The sequence below is a fragment of the Streptomyces puniciscabiei genome, assembly GCF_006715785.1.
GTDB classification, from domain to species: domain Bacteria; phylum Actinomycetota; class Actinomycetes; order Streptomycetales; family Streptomycetaceae; genus Streptomyces; species Streptomyces puniciscabiei.
In genome coordinates, this window is record NZ_VFNX01000001.1 from 3,411,736 (window position 1) to 3,426,662 (window position 14,927).

21 protein-coding genes are annotated in these 14,927 nt (G+C 70.8%); 9 read left to right on the plus strand and 12 right to left on the minus strand.

Annotation, left to right across the window (positions count from 1 at the left end):
* Nucleotides 1-209 precede the first annotated feature (209 nt).
* From FB563_RS15660 to FB563_RS15675, 4 genes are all read right to left on the minus strand, one after another.
* Nucleotides 210-449 (minus strand): hypothetical protein, encoded by a 240-nt coding sequence (locus FB563_RS15660; RefSeq protein ID WP_055706593.1) that lies wholly within the window; start codon nt 447-449, stop codon nt 210-212.
* Between the two features lie 58 nt (nt 450-507).
* Nucleotides 508-1,503, minus strand: a complete 996-nt coding sequence (locus tag FB563_RS15665; protein WP_055706592.1) for a S1C family serine protease — start codon at nt 1,501-1,503, stop codon at nt 508-510.
* A 106-nt stretch (nt 1,504-1,609) separates the two neighbouring features.
* Nucleotides 1,610-2,635 (minus strand): LacI family DNA-binding transcriptional regulator, encoded by a 1,026-nt coding sequence (locus FB563_RS15670; RefSeq protein WP_055706591.1) that lies wholly within the window; start codon nt 2,633-2,635, stop codon nt 1,610-1,612.
* A 127-nt stretch (nt 2,636-2,762) separates the two neighbouring features.
* A complete protein-coding gene (locus FB563_RS15675) occupies nt 2,763-3,551 on the minus strand; it encodes a response regulator transcription factor (RefSeq protein ID WP_055706590.1) in 789 nt (262 codons plus the stop codon).
* 193 nt (nt 3,552-3,744) lie between these two features.
* Between FB563_RS15675 and FB563_RS15680 the strand changes: the two genes are divergently transcribed.
* Genes FB563_RS15680 through FB563_RS15690 form a run of 3 tightly spaced genes read left to right on the plus strand, consistent with a single transcriptional unit; the run spans nt 3,745 to nt 6,113 of the window.
* A complete protein-coding gene (locus tag FB563_RS15680) occupies nt 3,745-4,605 on the plus strand; it encodes an alpha/beta hydrolase (protein WP_107100636.1) in 861 nt (286 codons plus the stop codon).
* Nucleotides 4,606-4,651: 46 nt separating this feature from the next.
* A complete protein-coding gene (locus FB563_RS15685; RefSeq protein ID WP_055706588.1) occupies nt 4,652-4,906 on the plus strand; it encodes a MoaD/ThiS family protein in 255 nt (84 codons plus the stop codon).
* Between the two features lie 4 nt (nt 4,907-4,910).
* Nucleotides 4,911-6,113, plus strand: coding sequence for a hypothetical protein (locus tag FB563_RS15690; RefSeq protein WP_055706587.1), 1,203 nt, complete (start codon nt 4,911-4,913; stop codon nt 6,111-6,113).
* An 88-nt stretch (nt 6,114-6,201) separates the two neighbouring features.
* Here the strand turns inward: FB563_RS15690 and FB563_RS15695 are convergent, their stop codons facing one another.
* The 5 genes from FB563_RS15695 to FB563_RS15715 form a co-directional block, all read right to left on the minus strand.
* On the minus strand, nt 6,202-6,843 hold the full coding sequence (locus tag FB563_RS15695) for a hypothetical protein (RefSeq protein WP_063797083.1): 642 nt from the start codon (nt 6,841-6,843) through the stop codon (nt 6,202-6,204).
* A gap of 388 nt (nt 6,844-7,231) precedes the next feature.
* Complete coding sequence (locus FB563_RS15700; RefSeq protein WP_043502058.1) at nt 7,232-7,522, minus strand: DUF1416 domain-containing protein; 291 nt, start codon at nt 7,520-7,522, stop codon at nt 7,232-7,234.
* Between the two features lie 58 nt (nt 7,523-7,580).
* Nucleotides 7,581-8,426, minus strand: a complete 846-nt coding sequence (locus FB563_RS15705) for a sulfurtransferase (RefSeq protein ID WP_055706586.1) — start codon at nt 8,424-8,426, stop codon at nt 7,581-7,583.
* A gap of 129 nt (nt 8,427-8,555) precedes the next feature.
* The gene (locus tag FB563_RS45455) at nt 8,556-8,636 is read right to left on the minus strand and encodes an Ms5788A family Cys-rich leader peptide (protein WP_350751515.1); all 81 of its coding nucleotides are present in this window, start codon (nt 8,634-8,636) and stop codon (nt 8,556-8,558) included.
* 210 nt (nt 8,637-8,846) lie between these two features.
* Nucleotides 8,847-9,590 (minus strand): LmeA family phospholipid-binding protein, encoded by a 744-nt coding sequence (locus FB563_RS15715; RefSeq protein WP_055706585.1) that lies wholly within the window; start codon nt 9,588-9,590, stop codon nt 8,847-8,849.
* A 117-nt stretch (nt 9,591-9,707) separates the two neighbouring features.
* Here FB563_RS15715 and FB563_RS15720 point away from each other — a divergent pair, with 117 nt between their 5' ends.
* The gene (locus tag FB563_RS15720) at nt 9,708-9,971 is read left to right on the plus strand and encodes a DUF3099 domain-containing protein (RefSeq protein ID WP_055706584.1); all 264 of its coding nucleotides are present in this window, start codon (nt 9,708-9,710) and stop codon (nt 9,969-9,971) included.
* A 4-nt stretch (nt 9,972-9,975) separates the two neighbouring features.
* Here the strand turns inward: FB563_RS15720 and FB563_RS15725 are convergent, their stop codons facing one another.
* From FB563_RS15725 to FB563_RS15735, 3 genes are read right to left on the minus strand one after another with little or no spacing between them, the layout of a single operon-like run.
* Nucleotides 9,976-10,338, minus strand: a complete 363-nt coding sequence (locus tag FB563_RS15725; protein ID WP_055706583.1) for a DsrE family protein — start codon at nt 10,336-10,338, stop codon at nt 9,976-9,978.
* On the minus strand, nt 10,335-10,592 hold the full coding sequence (locus FB563_RS15730) for a hypothetical protein (protein WP_055706582.1): 258 nt from the start codon (nt 10,590-10,592) through the stop codon (nt 10,335-10,337). Before FB563_RS15730 ends, FB563_RS15725 begins: the two co-directional genes overlap by 4 nt.
* Nucleotides 10,589-10,846, minus strand: a complete 258-nt coding sequence (locus tag FB563_RS15735; protein ID WP_234357776.1) for a hypothetical protein — start codon at nt 10,844-10,846, stop codon at nt 10,589-10,591. The genes FB563_RS15730 and FB563_RS15735 overlap by 4 nt, the downstream gene beginning before the upstream one ends.
* A gap of 174 nt (nt 10,847-11,020) precedes the next feature.
* On the opposite strand from FB563_RS15735, the gene FB563_RS15740 reads away from it, so the two are divergent.
* The 5 genes from FB563_RS15740 (at nt 11,021) to FB563_RS15760 (ending at nt 14,739) form a co-directional block, all read left to right on the plus strand.
* Nucleotides 11,021-11,863 carry a helix-turn-helix domain-containing protein gene (locus FB563_RS15740; RefSeq protein ID WP_055706581.1) on the plus strand — a complete coding sequence of 281 codons (843 nt, stop codon included), beginning with the start codon at nt 11,021-11,023 and terminating at the stop codon, nt 11,861-11,863.
* Nucleotides 11,845-12,123 (plus strand): DUF397 domain-containing protein, encoded by a 279-nt coding sequence (locus tag FB563_RS15745; RefSeq protein WP_055706580.1) that lies wholly within the window; start codon nt 11,845-11,847, stop codon nt 12,121-12,123. The genes FB563_RS15740 and FB563_RS15745 overlap by 19 nt, the downstream gene beginning before the upstream one ends.
* A gap of 98 nt (nt 12,124-12,221) precedes the next feature.
* Entirely contained in the window at nt 12,222-12,935 is a 714-nt protein-coding gene (locus FB563_RS15750; protein WP_063797082.1) for a hypothetical protein, read from the plus strand.
* The gene (locus FB563_RS15755) at nt 12,932-13,786 is read left to right on the plus strand and encodes a hypothetical protein (RefSeq protein WP_055706579.1); all 855 of its coding nucleotides are present in this window, start codon (nt 12,932-12,934) and stop codon (nt 13,784-13,786) included. The genes FB563_RS15750 and FB563_RS15755 overlap by 4 nt, the downstream gene beginning before the upstream one ends.
* Nucleotides 13,783-14,739: a hypothetical protein gene (locus FB563_RS15760; RefSeq protein ID WP_234357775.1), complete on the plus strand. Its 957-nt coding sequence runs from the start codon at nt 13,783-13,785 to the stop codon at nt 14,737-14,739. Before FB563_RS15755 ends, FB563_RS15760 begins: the two co-directional genes overlap by 4 nt.
* Nucleotides 14,740-14,927: the final 188 nt, after the last annotated feature.

Consider the following 14,927-nt stretch of genomic DNA (forward strand, 5'->3'; position numbering starts at 1 on the left):
GTTGGCTGTCTCACGCCTGCCTCTCAGCCTGCCACGACCGGCGCCCCGAAAGGCACACCTGCCGTGGCCGGGCGCGGACCGAAGCCAGGCCCGATCCATCGCCGGCCCGATCCGTCGCCGGCCCGGACCGAGGCGTGGCCCGACCCGCGGGTGCCCCGGCCGGGGTGGGGCCGGCCGGGGCTGGATCCGGTGGGGGTCCACCCTGGGGGTCAGGCGCGGACCGCTGTCAGGCGGTTCAGGGGGACCTTGCGGCGGTGGGTGCGGACGGGAGCGGTGCGCAGGCCCATCAGCTCCGGGACCGGCGTGGCGACCACCTCGGGCGCGCGGGGCGCCGGCTCGGGCTTGCGGGGCGCCGGGATCGGCAGATGCAGGGCCCGGGTGACCGTGAGGGGCAGGCCGAGGTCGGCGGGACCGTGGTCGGCGATCTGGTGCGAAACCTTGGTGATCATGACGTACTCCCTGCTGACTGGTGCAGTGCTCACGCGCTGACTCGTGCGTGCTGCCGCGCTAGCTGTTGTTGCCCGCCCGCAGCTTGGCCAGGTCGGACTTGACGGTGTTGACGGGGATCGCGAAACCGAGGCCGATGCTGCCCGCGTCCGAGGACGACGAGGACTGCTGGCTCGACGAGTACATCGCGGAGTTGATGCCGATGACGTTGCCGCTCGCGTCGATCAGCGCGCCGCCGGAGTTGCCGGGGTTGAGGGACGCGTCCGTCTGGATCGCCTTGTACGTCGTCGTGGACGAACCCGTGTCGCCGTTGAACTGGCGGCCGCCGAACTGGAACGGCCACTGGCCGTCGCCCTGGCCCTGACCCTGGTTCTCGTCGGTCGAGACCGTCACGTCCCGGTTGAGCGCGGAGACGATGCCGCTGGTCACGGTGCCGGTCAGGCCCTCGGGAGAGCCGATCGCGACCACCGTGTCGCCCACCTGGACGCCGGAGGAGTTGCCGAGGGAGGCGGCCCTCAGGCCCGAGGCGCCGCGCAGCTTGATCAGCGCGAGGTCCTTGGAGCTGTCGGTGCCGACGACGTCGGCGGTGTAGCTCTTGCCGTCGCTGGTGCGCACCTTGATCGTCTGCGCGCCGGAGATGACGTGGTTGTTGGTGACGATCTCGCCGTTCGACGTGATGATCACGCCGGAGCCGGTGGAGGAGCCGTTGCCGAGGGTCGCGTCTATCTCGACCACGCTCGGGCTGACCGCGGCGGCGATCGCGGCGACGTCACCCCGCTTGCCGGTCGGCACCACGGTGGTGCTGGTGCCGGCGGAGGCGACCGTGTCCTTGCCGGTCAGCTCCTGGAAGCCGTACGCCGTGGCGCCGCCCACCGCAGCCGCGACGATCGCGACGGCCGCGAGGAGGGCCGCCGGACCCCGGCCGCGCCTCTTCTTCCGCTCGGGTGCCGCTGCCGTCACCGGCTCGTACGGCGGCGGGGGCGGCCACTCGGGGTTCGCGGGAGCGGAGTAGCTGCTGGTGGGCTGCTGGGGGTAGGAACCCTGGCTCTCGGTCATGACCAGAAGCCTCCCCCGTGACCATGAGAGCTTCCTGAGTGCTCGCTGAGAAGCCCGGCAGAACCTCGTTTGCCGGATATAAAGACGTGTCGGTGAGGCTCCGGCCTCAGGTCGTACAACCGCAGCTCGTCCGTACCACCAGCCGGGACGGGAACGTCTTCAGCCGCTCCCGCCGGGAGCCGACGACCCGCAGGCCGTCGTCCAGGACCAGGTCGACCGCCGCCCGGGCCATCGCCGAGCGGTCCGAGGCGACCGTGGTCAGCGGCGGGTCGGCCAGCGCCGCTTCCTTGATGTCGTCGAACCCGGCCACCGCCAGCTCGCCCGGCACGTCGATGCGCAGTTCGCGCGCCGCCCGCAGCAGGCCGATCGCCTGGTCGTCGGTGGAGCAGAAGACCGCCGGCGGCCGGTCGGGCCGGGCGAGGATCTCCAGGGCGACCTGGTAGGCGTCGTAGCGGTTGTACGGCGCCTCGAACAGCCGGCCCTCGGTGGGCAGGCCCGCCTCGTCCATGGCCCGCTTCCAGCCCTCGACGTGGTCGGAGACCGGGTCGCCGACGGCCGGTGTCTCGGCCGTACCGCCCATACAGGCGACGTACTCGTAGCCGTGCTCCAGCAGGTGGCGTACGGCGAGCTGGGCGCCGCCGAGGTCGTCCGTGACCACGGCGACGTCGTCGATGGCCTCGGGGCGCTCGTGCAGCAGCACCACCCGGGCGTCCCAGGCGTCGATCTCGGCGGCCGCCAGGTCGTTCAGGGCGTGGGAGACGAGGATCAGGCCCGAGACGCGCATGCCGAGGAAGGCGCGCAGATAGTGGACCTCGCGCTCACCGATGTAGTCGGTGTTGCCGACCAGGACCATCTTTCCGCGCTCGGAGGCGGCCTGCTCGACCGCGTGCGCCATCTCGCCGAAGAAGGGCTGACGGGCGTCCGGGATGATCAGGCCTATGAGATCCGTGCGCCGGGAGGCCATCGCCTGGGCGACCCGGTCGGGGCGGTACCCCAGTTCCTTGATCGCGGCGAGGACACGCTCGCGCGTGGCCGGGGCGACCGGCCGGGGTCCGTTGTTGATGACATAACTGACGACGGCGGTGGAGGTTCCAGCCAGCCGTGCCACGTCATCCCGAGTCACCTTGGCCACGCGCGGAGTCTACGCGGATTGACCACTCCTGGGCAGGGCGTATCACTGCTTGGATGTGCGGAAGCAATGCCCCGCCCGGGAGGCCGTCACACCTCCCCGGCGGGAACCCGTCGGTAACTTTCCGGAACTAGGCGTCCGCGTGGACCTCGGTGCCGTCCAGGACGGCCGGTGCGTCCGCATCCTCCGCCTTTGCCCGGGCCGCCTTGGCCCGGGCCTCCTCGGCGGACCGGTCGGCCTTGTCCCCCTTCTCGGGCGTAACGAATCGATAACCGACGTTCCGGACGGTGCCGATCAGCGACTCGTGCTCCGGGCCGAGCTTCGCCCGCAGCCGCCGTACGTGGACATCGACCGTCCGGGTGCCGCCGAAGTAGTCGTACCCCCACACCTCCTGCAGCAGCTGGGCGCGGGTGAAGACCCGGCCCGGGTGCTGGGCGAGGTACTTCAGCAGCTCGAACTCCTTGAAGGTGAGGTCCAGGACCCGGCCCTTGAGCTTGGCGGAGTAGGTCGCCTCGTCCACGGACAGGTCGCCGTTGCGGATCTCCATCGGGGAGTCGTCGTTCACGATCTGCTGGCGGCCCATGGCGAGGCGCAGCCGCGCCTCCACCTCGGCGGGCCCCGCGGTGTCGAGGAGCACGTCGTCGATGCCCCAGTCGGCGGTGACGGCGGCGAGACCGCCCTCGGTGACGACGAGGATCAGCGGACAGCCGGGGCCGGTGGAGCGCAGTAGCTGGCACAGGCTGCGCACCTGGGGCAGGTCACGGCGGCCGTCGACGAGGATGACGTCGGCGCCCGGCGTGTCGACGAGGGCGGGACCCTCCGCCGGGGCCACCCGCACGTTGTGCAGGAGCAGGCCGAGAGCGGGCAGCACCTCCGTCGACGGCTGGAGGGCGTTGGTCAGGAGCAGCAGAGAACTCATACGTCTGGTTCCTCCTCGGTCCCTGCGAGGCTGTGCGGACGGGCACTGCTCTGCGATCCCGAAGGCCCCGTACACCCGCGGTCACCCCGGCGTCTTCACCTGAGGTTTCCCACTTCGTATACAACGCTTCCGAAAGCACAAAAGGACCCGGGGGCTGCGCTGCCCGAGTCCTCTGCCCAGCAGAATAGCCCACATGAGGAACCGTCCGGCAGGTCAAGTGGCGCATTCCACCGTTCGTCCGAATCGCGAGACACGCAGACAGGCGCCTATCCGGACGTTTCTGCGCACGGCCGACGGAATTCCGATCGATTCCGTATACGATCCGGGCCCCGTCGTATACGAAACCTCCGGATCCGATCCGGACGCCCGCCGTTCGCCCGCGCGTGACCTGGTGTTCGTCGTCGCCCACGGGTTCACCGGGGACGTGGACCGTCCGCACGTACGAAGGGTGGCGGGCGTGCTGCGCGGTTACGGCGCGGTCGTCACCTTCTCCTTCCGCGGCCACGGGCGCTCCGGCGGCCGCTCCACGGTCGGCGACAAGGAGGTGCTGGACCTGGCCGCCGCCGTCGCCTGGGCCCGGGGCCTCGGGCACGCGCGCGTGGCGACCGTCGGCTTCTCGATGGGCGGCTCGGTGGTCCTGCGGCACGCGGCCCTGAACCGCGGCACGGTCGACACGGTGGTCTCGGTCAGCGCCCCGGCCCGCTGGTACTACCGGGGCACGGCCCCCATGCGCCGCCTGCACTGGCTGGTCACCCGGCCCGAGGGCCGCCTGGTCGGCCGCTACGGCCTGCGCACCCGCATCCACCACCGCGACTGGGACCCGGTCCCGCTCTCCCCGCGGGAAGCGGTCCCGCGGATCGCCCCCACACCGCTGCTGATCGTGCACGGCGACCGCGACGGCTACTTCCCCCTCGACCATCCGCGGATGCTCGCCGAGGCGGCCGGTGACCACGGCGAACTCTGGGTGGAGGCGGGCATGGGCCACGCCGAGCACGCGGCGGACGACGCCCTGCTGGGCCGGATCGGGGAATGGGCGGCCGCCAGGGCGGGCTAGCCTGACAGCACTCTTATTTCTTTCCTGCCGTCGATTGAGGAAACAGATGCCCAAGGTCACGGTGCGCTATTGGGCCGCCGCCAAGGCCGCGGCCGGTGTCGCCGAGGAGCCGTACGACGCGGAGACGCTCGCCGACGCGCTGGCCGCCGTGCGCGCGCGACACCCCGGTGAACTCACGAGCGTGCTGCAGCGATGCTCCTTCCTCGTCGACGGTGACCCCGTCGGGACGCGCGCGCATGAGACGGTACGGCTGGCCGAGGGCGGCACGGTCGAGGTGCTCCCGCCGTTCGCAGGAGGGTGAGGCGATGAGCGACCAGCCGTATCAGGGCGGTCAGCCCTATCAGGGCGAGCAGCCGTACCAGGGCGGCCCCTACGAGGGCCACGACCCGTACCAGCAGCACTGGGCCGGGTACGAGCACGAGCAGCAGGGCTACGACCCCCAGAACACCCAGCAGTGGCAGGGCCGGACCTGGGACACGCACACCCATGCCTCGATGCAGATGCCGGCCGAGGCGGCCGGGACGGCGTACGTGCCGCCCGCGCAGTCGTACGAGGGGCAGTACCAGCAGTACCCGCAGCACCAGCAGCAGTACGCGCAGCACCAGTACCCGCAGCATCAGCAGCAGTACGCGGCCGCTCCGCAACCGGAGCCGCAGCCCGCGCCGCCCACGCCCGCGTCCGCACCCGCGCCGCAGGCCGAAGCGGACTCCGGGCCGTCCTACGGCCCCGCCACGGTCGCCGGGAACGCCCGGATCACCGATGCGCAGCGGGCGCGCCTGGAGGGCCGTTCGCCGATCATCGAGCCCGGTATGCAGCCGGCGCTGCTGACCGCGGTGCTGGGTCTGCTGCTGGCCGCGACGGCACCGGTCGCCTCGTACGCGCTGGTCGTGCCGCTCGTGGTGCTCCAGGGCGTGACGGCGGCGGGCTGGTTCCGGCTGAACGGCATGTGGCCGGCCCGGCAGGGCATCGCCCTGGCGTTCCTGGGCGGGCTGGCGGCCGACGCGGCTGTCCTCGCCGCCGGCCGTGACCACGCCCCCGCGGCCATCCTCGGCCCGCTCGGCATCTGGGTGCTGCTGGCGCTGGTCCTGCAGCTGCGCTCGCACGCCTCGCCGGACGAGCGGATGTACGGCCTGATGGCGACGGTCGTCTCGGCGGCGCTGTCGGTCCTGGCCACCGGCTACCTCGGCGCCGACGCGCACGCGGTGTCCGTGGGCGCCGCGGCGGTGGCGGTGGCGGTCCTGGCCCGGGCCCTGCCGCTGCCGGGACCGGCGTCGGTCGTGGTGTCGCTGATGGCGGCGGCGGGTGCGGGGATCGCCGTGGGCGGGATGACCGGGCTGGGCGCGAAGGGTGCGCTGCTCGGGGCGGCGGCCGGGGTGTGCGCGCTGGTCGGTCACCGCGTCGCCAGTTACGACTACCCGTCCCGGTTCGTGCACTTCACGGCCGGCGTGGCGCTGCCGCTGTCCGCCGCCGCGCCGGTGGTGTGGGTGCTGGGGCGGGCGCTCGGCTAGGCCCTGTCGTCGTCCGCACCCGGACAAAGCCGGAGCCCCGGCCCGATTCCGGCGGGCCGGGGCTCCCTATCTCGCAAGGGACTGTGGATTACCGGCCGCCGTCGCCGCCGTCACCGCCGTCCCAGCCGCCGTCCCAGCCGCCGTCGTGACCGCCGTCGCGGCCGCCCCAGCCCCAGCCCTCGTGGCCGACCACGCGGAAGCTGCCGACCACACCGTCGTGGACGTGGATGCCACGGGTCTGGCGGACGCGCACGCCGTCGCTCTGGCTGAAGGGTCCGACGGTGGCGACAGGGGCGCCGTTGTCGCAGACCGCACCACGGAAGACCTCGACCACCCGGTGGCTGTCGTTGCGGATGTTCAGGGTCTTCGCGCCGAGGCCGCTGACCACGGTGATGCAGTCACCGGGGTGGGCGGAGTAGGACCGCTCGTTGATCTCGATCCGGCCCTCGAAGTGCCGACGGCCGCCCTCACGGCCGCCGCCCTCGTTGCCCTTGCCCTCGTTGCCCTTGCCGTTGTTGTTGTTGTCGTTGCCGTTGTTGTTGTTGCCGTTGTTGTTGCCGTTGCCGCCTCCTGCGAGAGGGGCGGGGGCCGCCGGCGCCGCCACGGGGGCGGGAGCGGCCGGCGCCGCCTCGGGCGCGGAGGCAGCGGAGGCGTAGGTGACGCCGGTCGCTGCCAGGGCCGCTGCACCCAGGGCAGAGGCCGTGACGACGGTGGAACGCGAGAACTTCATGGTGCAACTCCAGTCTCTGAGACGCCGACTCGTTGGCCGGTCGTGATGAACGTACGGACCGACCGCCATGGCTGTCATGTCGGGAATGTCCGGAGACCTGGTTTTTGTGCACCATTCGGGGGAATTACGGCACTTACCCGCGGCTCCTCGTTCCTGAAGGAGTCGTCAAATCCCCACGAACAAAGGGGAATTGATACACCGCTAGACCTTTTGGATGATCTTATGACAAGTCGCTACCCCAGCGGCAAGCGTGTCGTTACTGGCGCAAGGACGCCTTGCGCGCTAGCAACGGCCGCCCGCACATGCCGAAGGGCCGCACCCCACTGGCGTCCAACCCAGGGGTGCGGCCCTTCGACCGTCACTGTGCCGCTGCTTCGCGCGAGCCCGTTCAGACCGCGATGGCGACCTCGGCCAGCGCGCCCTTCTCCGCCACGACGACCGTGCGGTCGGCCGTCCCGCCCGGGACGAGCGCCCGGACCGTCCACGTGCCCTCGGCCGCGTAGAACCGGAACTGGCCGGTCGCCGAGGTGGGCACCTCGGCCGTGAACTCGCCGGTCGAGTCCAGCAGACGGACGTAGCCCGTCACCGGCTCGCCGTCGCGGGTCACCTGACCCTGGATCGTGGTCTCACCGGGCTTGATCGTCGAGGCGTCCGGGCCGCCGGCCTTCGCTCCGCACATGCTGTTTCTCCAGAGGGGTCTGACCGGAAGGCCGGTCGGGAGGGGGATACCTGTTGGCTTACTTGTTCGCGCCGAGCTCGATCGGCACGCCGACGAGGGAGCCGTACTCGGTCCAGGAGCCGTCGTAGTTCTTGACGTTCTCCACGCCGAGCAGCTCGTGCAGCACGAACCAGGTCAGGGCCGAGCGCTCACCGATGCGGCAGTAGGCGATCGTGTCCTTGGTGAGGTCCACGTTCTCCTCGGCGTAGAGCTCCTTGAGCTCCTCGTCCGACTTGAAGGTGCCGTCGTCGTTGGCGTTCTTCGACCACGGGATGTTGCGCGCGCTCGGGACGTGACCCGGACGCTGCGACTGCTCCTGCGGCAGGTGCGCCGGGGCGAGCAGCTTGCCGGAGAACTCGTCGGGGGAGCGCACGTCGACCAGGTTGTGCGAGCCGATCGCGGCGACGACGTCGTCACGGAAGGCGCGGATCGAGGTGTCCTGCGGCTTGGCCTTGTAGTCCGTCTTCGGGCGCTCGGGGACCTCGTCGCCCGGGACCAGCTCGCGGGCGTCCAGCTCCCACTTCTTGCGGCCGCCGTCGAGGAGCTTGACGTTCTCGTGGCCGTAGAGCTTGAAGTACCAGTAGGCGTAGGAGGCGAACCAGTTGTTGTTGCCGCCGTACAGGATCACCAGCGTGTCGTTGGCGATGCCCTTCTCCGACAGGAGCTTCTCGAAGCCCTCCTGGTCGATGAAGTCGCGGCGGACCGGGTCCTGGAGGTCCTTGGTCCAGTCGATGCGGATCGCGTTCTTGATGTGGTTCTTCTCGTAGGCGGACGTGTCCTCGTCCACCTCGACGATGGCGATGGCCGGGTCGTCCAGGTGCTCCTGCAGCCAGTCTGCGTCGACCAGGACGTCGGTGCGGCTCATGCTCTTTCTCCTCCGGGGCAGTTGCGGCGGGGCGTGCGGGTACGGGGATGCGCGCGCTCGGGAACCGGGCGGCGCACGGGTGCCCTTCCAGCAGGGCGGCTGAGGGATGCGGAAGTCGGGGACTTTCGCTCAGAAGGGGCGACAGAGCATGGCGGCAACGCGGCACAGGTCCACTGCCCGCCGCTTCGTGAGATCCGCCTGTCGCTTCATGGGCTCGATCGTAGGGACGTCCGGGTGGGCGTGTCACCGGCATGTCATATGACGAGACACGATCGTCCGTATGGCGGGATGAGAAGAGCGCCCGCACCGTCGCGGGACGGTTCGCAGGCGCTCGTGGGGCCGACTGGATCTACGGTACGGACGTGACCGTCTCGCCAGTCGGACGAGGTTGGTCCACCGCCGGTCCACCCGGCGGTCTTCCTACCCCGCCAGCTTGACGTCCGAACCCTTCACGCTGACCTGCACACCGTCCTGCGCGGCCTGCACCTTGTCCAGCTCGATGCCGCCCGGGAGGTGGTCGATGGCCTGCTGGAAGTCGGTGATGTTGCGGACGCGGTTCTCGGCCAGGGAGATCGCGGCCAGCTTGGGCAGCGAGTCCGCGTGCACCTCGACCTTGTCGTGCACGACGGTCACCGTGCTGAGCACGGACACCGTCCGGTCGATCGGCACGGTCAGGAAGCTGCCGGTCACCCGGACCGCGACCTTGATCTTGCCGTTGCCCCCGTCGGACAGGCCCACGACCCGGGCCTTGACCCCGGGCGCCACCTCGGTCGGCTCCGACTTGGCGGTCCTCAGCAGCTCGGCGTAGGAGATCGTCGCGGTGCCGGTGGCGCTGGCCGCGGTGGCGGAGCTGTAGTCGCCGGAGAAGGAGACGCCCTTCATGTCGGCCTTCAGGTCGTCGATCCGGATCGTCTTCCCGGCGGTGCCGGTCGCGGCCTCGTAGTCCTTGATCCCCACCTCGACGTCGTCGAGCGACCCGCCCGCGACCTGGGTGAGGAAGGGGAACCCCTTGATGTTCACGTCCGGCGTCGAGGCCAGGTTCTCCGTCGACTTCAGCTTGTCGGCGGCCTCGCCCTCGGCGAAGTGCACGGCCACCCGGTCCGCGATCACGAACAGCCCACCCAGGATCACGACGAGGATGAGGAGTATTCGCAGGGCGCGCATGTGGTGTTCCCCCGGAGCGAGAGCGGTCTTCGGTACGCCACGGTAACCCTGCGGGCGCTGCCCGGTCGCCGATTGTCGATCAGTTGTGACAGGTACGGCCCGTCCTACCCTGTACTTATGTACGCACGGCGGCGTCACATCTACTTCGCCATGATGGGGACCTGCATCGGGCTCTTCGTCCTGGCCTGGGGAGTCGTGCGTATCTGGTCGGTCCCGGCCGCCGTCGGCATGTGCATCGTGGCCATGGTCATCCCGCCGGTCGCCGCGATGATCGCCAACCGGCGGGGCCCGGAGGACCGCTGGTGGGACGACCCCTCCGGCGATCCCCAGTCCGACGAGTGGTGGGACGAGCTGGACGGCAAGAATCCGCCGAGGCGCTGAGCCGTCAGTAGACGAGCGCCTGGGCGCCGTCGGCCAGCGCCTCCTGCACGAAGACCTGCGCGCCCGCGATGCGCACGCCCTCGATGACGTCCTTCTCGGTGATCTCCCGCCGGGCCGCGCACTGGGTGCACAGCGTGATGCGGCCGGCCGCCAGGACCGACTCGAGCAGATCCGGCAGCGGGGCGGCGTGCGGCAGCTCGAACTCCGCCGCCCGCCCCGGCAGCGCGAACCAGGACGACTCCCCGGTCAGCCACAGCGAGACCTCGACGCCACTGGCCACGGCCACCGCCGCCACGGTGAACGCCTGCGAGCAGCGCTCGGGCGCGTCGGCCCCGGCCGTCACCTTGATCACGAGCTTCTTGGTCATACCGGCAGCGTAGCCGTGAGCACGACCGTCGCGATCAGCATGGCCACGCAGAAGGCGGTGAGCACGCCGCTGACCGTGGCCCCGTCGACCGGCCGCCGCGAGCGCCGCCGCTCCCGTGCCCGCTCGGCGAAGTACAGGTGGAAGGGCGGGAGCGCGTACCCCGGGGAGACCGGCGTCCGCTCGCGCGGCTCGCACGGCGGGGCCTGCTCCTGCTGTCGCCGGCATTCCTCGTACGGCAGTCCCTCGCCCCTCATGCGCGGTGCTCCTGCCGCTGGTGCTGGCGCAGCAGCACGTTGGCGTCCGTCTCCGCGCTCCGTTCGTACGCCGCCCGCGCCGCGTCCCGCCGCTCGGCGAGCGCCAGACAGGCCGGGCAGCCCGGGACGGGCCGGGGCGGCCGGCTCAGGTCCTCGGGATCGGGCGGCATGGCCTGGGCGCGCTGGTTCGCGGCGCGGACGTCGGCGCGGAGGCGTGCGGGGTCGTACAACGGGGTGGCCGGATCCGTTCCCATGAGGTTTGTTCCCTTCTACCAATATCTGTACGGAATGCGAAAGTTGCACTACTCTGCGTGCTCCTGCGCTGATACGAGGATGGTCCAGCGCGGAGGCGGATACGAGCGGAACGGCCGCAAGTTCCACAGCGGGCGCTCCAAATTCCACAAATTCCACAGCCTGGGGAGGGTGCGGTGCCGCAGCGGAGGGCGATCACGGGGCGGAGCCAGGAGCCGAGGGCTCGTTTCGCCGAGGAGCTGCGGTTACTGCGGGCCGAACGAGGGGTGAGCCTGCGGGCCCTGGCGGAGGTGGCGGGCTGGGACGCGTCCCTGTTCGGCAAGCTGGAGAACGGCCAGACACTGGGCGGCCCGGAGGTGGTGCAGGCGCTGGACCAGTACTACGGCACGAACGGAATGCTGCTCACGCTGTGGGAGTTGGCCGTCGCCGACCCGACGCAGTTCAAGGAGCGGTACCGGCGGTACACGGTGTTGGAGGCCGAGGCGGTGAGCCTCTGGCAGTACTCGGTGAGTCGACCACCGGGGTTGCTTCAATCGGCTGGGTACGCACGAGAAGCACTCGCCGCAGGCGGGCTCAGCGGGGAGGAGCTGGATCAACAGGTCGGTGCGCGCATCGGGCGGCGCCACGTGCTGGAGGGGGACTGTGCACCGCCATTTCGCGTCATCCTCTGGGCGGCTGTGCTGCGCAACTCGCTGCGTGACCCCGACGAGTGGCGCGAGCAACTGGCGTACCTCGCGGAGGCAGCGGAGCGCCCGAACATCACCCTCTATGTACTGCCGTTCGGCGTCGGCCTGCACGGCATGGACAGCACCGACACCATGTTCCTCCGGCTCCCGGACGGACGTACCGTGGCTTACGCGGAGAACGACGTGCGGGGCGAACTCATCGAGGAAACAAGCAAGGTTGAGCGTCTGCAGCGCACCTATGATGACGTGCGCGATCTGGCATTGAGCCCCGCCGAGTCGCGGACGTTCATCTTGCGGATGTTGGAGGAAGCGCCATGCGAGTCATCGACCTGAGCACCGTGACGTGGCGCAAGAGCAGCTACAGCAACTCGGACGGCGGCAACTGCGTCGAGGTCTCCGACGACCTCCTCCGCGCCGCCGACTGGCGCAAGAGCTCGTACAGCAACCAGGACGGCGGCAACTGCCTGGAAGTCGCCGTCAACGCCCCCGCGCAGGGCCTCGTTCCCGTGCGGGACAGCAAGGACGTCACCCGTGGCCCCCTGCTGATCGGCGCGGGCGCCTGGGGCGCGTTCGTCGAAGGCGTCAGGCGCTGAATCGTGATCAACTGCGCCACAACTCCATGCGCATGCCATGAGTCTCCTGTGGGGCGCGGGTGACGGAACCCGCGCTTCCCGTTCTGTAGGGAGACGTCTTGGAATCACCTGAAAGACCGGGCCGGCGCCGGACCGCCGCGCTGATCGCGGGGGCCGCCGTGCTCGGTGTCGTCGCGGGTGTCTGCACCGGTTACGTCGTCCAGGCCGGCCGCCCGCCCACGAAGCTGCCCTCGCTGTCGCAGCCCGTCGTCGCCCAGGCCAAGGGACCCGTCGAGCCGCTGTCGGCGGCGTACGACCGCCGGGTGAAGACCGACGGCGACCTGCGCAAGCTGCTGCTGAGGCGGCCTGCGGGCGCGCGTGCCGACGACTTCGGGAGCTCCGACGGCTGGATGGACCTGGCTGGTTACGCGAGCACCTTCGAGCAGCCGAACGGGGCTTTCCGGTACCAGCTGGGGACCGAGTTCCGGCGCGCGGCCCGGACCGCCTGGCGGATCGGCACGTACGACGTCGAGATACGGCTCATCCAGTACCGCCAGGTGTTGGAGCCGGGCGCCGCCAAGCAGGTGGAGAGCCAGCGGAAGTGGGCCGAGCAGGTGCCGGACACCGGCAGCTCGCCCATCCCCGGGACCGGCGACGGCATGGTGTACGTGCACCGGACGCCCGAGACGAAGAGCGGCTATCTGCCGGTGTACCTGGCCGAGGCGATCGCCTCACGCGGTGACGTCTTCATGGACATATGGATCAGCGACACTCGGCCGATCCCCGAGAACAAGATCATGGATCTGGCGAAGCGGCAGGTGGCCCAGCTGTGAACGAGGCTGTGAACGAGTCGCTCGCGGAAGACCCGCGTCTGCCGGAGACCACCGAGCCCGGGGAGCCGGCCGCAGCGGCCCCCGGTCGGCGGCCCGTGGGCCGGATCGTCGCCGTCGCGCTGCTGGCCCTCGCCGTCGTCGGCGGCGTCGGGTCCACCGCGGTGACGGTCGCAGGGGCCGACCGGGATGCCGGGGACCCCGTCTGGAAGTTCCCCAAGGCCGCCAAGGCGGACCGGAGCGGCCAGGACGAGCAGCAGGGCACGGACGTCTCGGGACTGCGCGGCCTGCTGATGCCGTACGACAGGCCCGGGTCCCAGGGCTACGTCCAGGGGCCGGACATCGGCGAGTTCGGCTCCGACGTCGCGCTCGACGGGCGCGAAGCCAGCGCTCTGCGCAAGCGGGAGATCATCGGCCTGCCGTCGGCGACCCGGCAGGCGATGGACCGTGTGATCGACAAGGAGCACATCCAGGGCCTGGCGATGCGCAGCTACGCCCCGTTCAACGGCTACGGAGGTTCCGACAAGTCCTTCACGCTCAGCTTCGAGCTGGTCCGGATGGCGAACCGCGAGTCCGTGCGCGAGCTCTCCGCCGGCCGGGACGAGATCTTCAAGGCCCTCGGGGTCTTTCCCAAGGGGCCGGAGATACCGGGCCACAAGGAAGCGGCCTGCTTCCGGATGCCCAAGGCGAGCGACGAGAAGATCGACCGCATGGTCTGCTCCGCCTCCGTCGGTGACGTGCTCGTCACCGTCAACGCGGCCGGGTCCCGCCCGCTCGACACCGGCGCCATCGCCGTCTTCGTCGGCAGACAGCTCGACCGCATCAAGGACAAGGACCCGGGGAAGGCCGTATGAGCGAGCAGCAGATTCCCGTCGACCCCGCGCTGCCCGTGCCGGAGCCCCAGCCGGAGCCGTTGGCGGAGCCTCAGCCTCAGCCGGAGCCGGAGCCGGAGCCGGAGCCGGAGCCGGAGCCGGAGGCCGCGATGCCCACGGCGCCCACGGCGACCGCGACGCCCACGGAGCCCCCGGTGCCCACGGTCAAGGACCGCCGGGTCCTGCGGGCCGTCCTGCGCTGGACCGCGGCCCTCGCGGTCTTCGCGGTGGCCGGCACCGCGACGGCGTACGGCATCACCCGGATGCAGCGCACCGACCTCCCCGGCCTCGCCACGCGCCCGGACGGTCGCTGGGACTACCCGCGGATCGTCCGTCCGCCGCTGCCCGCCGGCCGGCCGGCCCCCTTCGCCCCCGGCAATGCGGCCGACATCCACTACGCCGACCTGCGCAAACTGGTGCTGCCCGCGCCGAAGGGCGCCAAGGCCGACCCCGCGCTCGCCGGTGACCACGGATGGACGGCGCCGAAGGTGCTCCTCGCGGAGTACGCGAACAAGGACGACCGGGACGCCCTCCAGGGCGAGCTCACCGACCACGGCCTGCGGCACATCGCCGCCCGCGGCTGGACCATGCCGGACGGCACCCGGACCCGGATCTACCTGCTGCAGTTCGAGACCGGCCTGATCGCCGGCGAGGTCCAGCAGGACGAGTTCGCCGGCTACCAGGACCCGGGGCTGGCCCTGCGCGGGACTGCCTCCAACGTGATGGACGAGTCGTTCCCGGAGGCGGCCAGTGCCGACGGGAACGGCCTGGTGGAGGAGTACGCCGAGAAGCAGCCGTACGGCGCCGAGCAGGTCCGGCAGGCCTACATCTCCTCCGGTGACGTCATCGCGCTCGTCGTGCAGTCCCGCCCGGGCGGCGCGAAGGAGATCCCCTTCCAGCAGACGGTGGTCCTGCAGCAGCAGCTGCTCGGCTGAGCCCGCCGGGGTCATGTCGTTACGGACCACCTCGCAAGGAGAGCCTGCGCCCGGCCGCGTAAGCTGGGCCCCGGCTCTGTCGTATGCCCACCCTCGCTCAAGGAGCACCCGTGGAGATCTTCTTCGAAACCCTGCTGGTCCTGGTCTGCGTCGGCGTGCTCGCCTTCGCCGGTCTGACCGTGAAGAAG